Annotated in this window: 3 protein-coding genes and 1 pseudogene; all 4 read left to right on the forward strand. The window is 37.8% G+C overall.

Annotation, left to right across the window (positions count from 1 at the left end; all coding sequences use genetic code 11):
- Window positions 1-190 (forward strand): annotated as a pseudogene (locus AC52RT_RS03655) (flagellar biosynthesis protein FlhF); the annotation flags it as partial.
- Window positions 174-1,052 (forward strand): MinD/ParA family protein, encoded by an 879-nt coding sequence (locus AC52RT_RS03660; protein ID WP_495539495.1) that lies wholly within the window; start codon window positions 174-176, stop codon window positions 1,050-1,052. The pseudogene AC52RT_RS03655 and the gene AC52RT_RS03660, both read left to right, overlap by 17 nt.
- On the forward strand, window positions 1,053-2,189 hold the full coding sequence (locus AC52RT_RS03665) for a protein-glutamate methylesterase/protein-glutamine glutaminase (protein WP_495539496.1): 1,137 nt from the start codon (window positions 1,053-1,055) through the stop codon (window positions 2,187-2,189).
- A 19-nt stretch (window positions 2,190-2,208) separates the two neighbouring features.
- Window positions 2,209-2,861, forward strand: a 653-nt coding sequence (locus AC52RT_RS03670; protein WP_495539497.1) for an Hpt domain-containing protein, incomplete at its 3' end; no start/stop codon positions are given.

Genomic DNA, 2,861 nt, shown 5'->3' on the forward strand with positions numbered 1-2,861 from the left:
AAAGTTTATCTTTACAAAGCTTGATGAAACAAATTCTATTGGCACTATGTTTAATTTAATGATTAAATATAATAAAGGACTCGCTTACTATACGAATGGTCAAGAAGTACCAGAAGATTTAGAACAACCAAGTAGTGATAAACTACTAGAGCTTTTTTTCAAGGAGAATTTAGATGAAGGATCAAGCTGATAAACTACGTCAAAAAATGCTTGAAAGCGAAGAGACGATAGGAAGATCAATTGCAGTTGTAAGCGGTAAAGGCGGAGTAGGAAAAAGCAATTTTACAACCAACTTCGCAACACTATTGGCTAAAACCGGTAAAAAGGTAATCATCCTAGATATGGATATCGGGATGGGGAATGTCCATATTTTAGTGGGCAACTCTGTGAAATATAGTTTGAAAGATTACTTGGATGGTCAATTGGCACTGGAAGATGTCACGTTTAAAACAGAAGAAGGTGTCAGCTATATATCTGGAGGATCGGGCATGTCGTCATTAATGGATTGGTCCCCGGCTATATTTGAACGTCTAATAACAGCTTTTGAAACATTGCAAAAGGAATATGATTTTGTATTCTTTGATATGGGTGCAGGTGTCGTTGATTGGTCGCTCGATTTATTGACATCAATTGAGGAAATTATCGTCATTTCAACAGCTGAACCAACTTCCATAATGGATGCCTATTCAATGATGAAGTTTATTCATCTAAAAGATTCTCAGAAGAAATTCTATTTATTATGTAATCGCGCATTTACAGCAGAGGAAGGCTTGGAAACGACTCAGCGATTAAAAACAGTCATGAAGAAATTTCTGGAAAAGGATGTCCATATTCTTGGTTCGCTTCCAGAAGATCCAGTTGTCCGCCAAGCCGTCCGCCAACAATCCTTGTTCACGACGACATATCCGGATGCTCCTGTCTCAAAAACTATGGGCAAGCTTGTTCAACAGTTTTTAACAGCAGAAACAGAAATGATAGAAGTACATGCTTCAAGTCAATCAAGTAAGTTTTTATCCAAATTAAAAAGCATCTTTTCGAGAGGTCGTGGTTAAATGAAGATCCTAAAGAAAAGTAAGTTATTGGTTGTTGACGATTCGGCCTTTATGCGGAAGTTAATAAGTGATTTTTTTTTGGACCATCCGTACATTGAAGTAATAGGAGCAGCACGAAACGGTAAAGACGCACTAAAAAAAATGGAACAGCTAAAGCCGGATGTCGTAACGATGGATGTTGAAATGCCGGAAATGAATGGGTTAGATGCTTTAAAGGAAATTATGCAAAAGTATCCTGTGCCTGTTGTCATGCTTTCAAGTACTACACAACGTGGAGCGGATAATACCTTAATGGCGATGGAGTATGGAGCAGTTGACTTTGTAGCTAAGCCGAGTGGGACAATTTCGCTAGATTTACATAAAATTCAAGATGAATTAGTTCGGAAAGTAGTTGGAGCTTCTAAAATTTCCATTTCGAAGTTGAAAAAGCCGATGCGTACATCTTTAGCCATTAATCAACCAATAGGTGAGACAGTTGCAAATGAAGGATCCAATGGTATAAAGACTAAACCGTTGGAAACGTTTAATCCAGCAATTCCCCGAAAAGCATGGGGGAAAACGTCCAGGAAAATTATATTAATCGGTACTTCTACAGGAGGTCCAAGGGCTTTACAGGAAGTGATTACAAAAATACCTGGAACAGTAAACGCACCGATTATGATCGTTCAGCATATGCCTGCAGGATTCACAAAATCTTTGGCCACAAGACTTGATCAATTGAGTGAAATCCATGTAAAAGAAGCAGAGCATGGAGATATATTACAAAAAGGAACCGCTTATCTTGCCCCAGGTGGTTATCATCTTAAATTGAGAAAAGTCGGATCAAGTTTCGCTGTCGTACTTGATCAAGATGAGCCCCCGCGATCAGGTCATCGCCCATCTGTAGATGTCATGTTTGAAAATGTAAGTCAATATACGGATTTTGATAAAATTGCTGTTATTATGACCGGAATGGGTTACGACGGCTCAAAAGGATTAGTTTCACTTAAAAATACAGGAAATGTAATTGCTATTGCAGAGTCAGCCGAAACGTGTATCGTTTATGGAATGCCAAAAGCTGCCGTGGAAACGCAGCTTGTAGATGAAGTGGCGGATGTTGATCATATTGCACAGACAATTATGAAATATATGCCTTAAAAAAAGGGGTGTCTTCTAAATGGAATTAAATCAATATTTAGAAATGTTTATTGAAGAAAGCAAAGAACATTTGCAAGCATGCAGCGAACATTTATTGGAGTTGGAAAAAAATCCGGACGATTTAACAATTGTTGGAGAAATATTCCGTTCTGCCCATACCTTAAAAGGGATGGCAGCAACAATGGGCTATGAGGATTTAGCAGATTTAACACATAAAATGGAAAATATACTAGATGCCATTCGTAACGGAAAAATTAAAGTTACTGCAGAGATTTTGGATGTTGTATTTGAATCTGTTGATCATCTTGAACAGATGGTGTTTCATATCGCTGATGGTGGAGATGGCAAACGGAATGTTCAGGCGACAGTTGAAAAATTAAAACGCATTGAAGCTGGTGAACCAGATACAACGGTAGTCGGAGGGGAATTAGCACAATTGGAAAGTGCAGCTACATTGGTTGCCGATTCAATTGAAAAACCTCTAATTACAGCAGGTGAATTAAAGCTATCTTATGATGACTTTGAAAAGACCGTTATTTTACAGTCTTCTGAACAAGACTTTAATACCTATGAAATTACGATAGCTTTACGGGAAGATTGTTTATTAAAAGCAGCCCGTGTCTTTATGGTATTTGAAATTTTGGAGAAAAACGGTGATGTTATTAAATCATC

The sequence above is a fragment of the Peribacillus sp. genome (genome assembly GCF_059453735.1).

Bases quoted from the DNA above. Each gene is read 5' to 3' on its own strand.
- AC52RT_RS03660 (WP_495539495.1), top strand. From the start codon at position 174: ATGAAGGATCAAGCTGATAAACTACGTCAAAAAATGCTTGAAAGCGAA.
- AC52RT_RS03665 (WP_495539496.1), top strand. From the start codon at position 1,053: ATGAAGATCCTAAAGAAAAGTAAGTTATTGGTTGTTGACGATTCGGCC.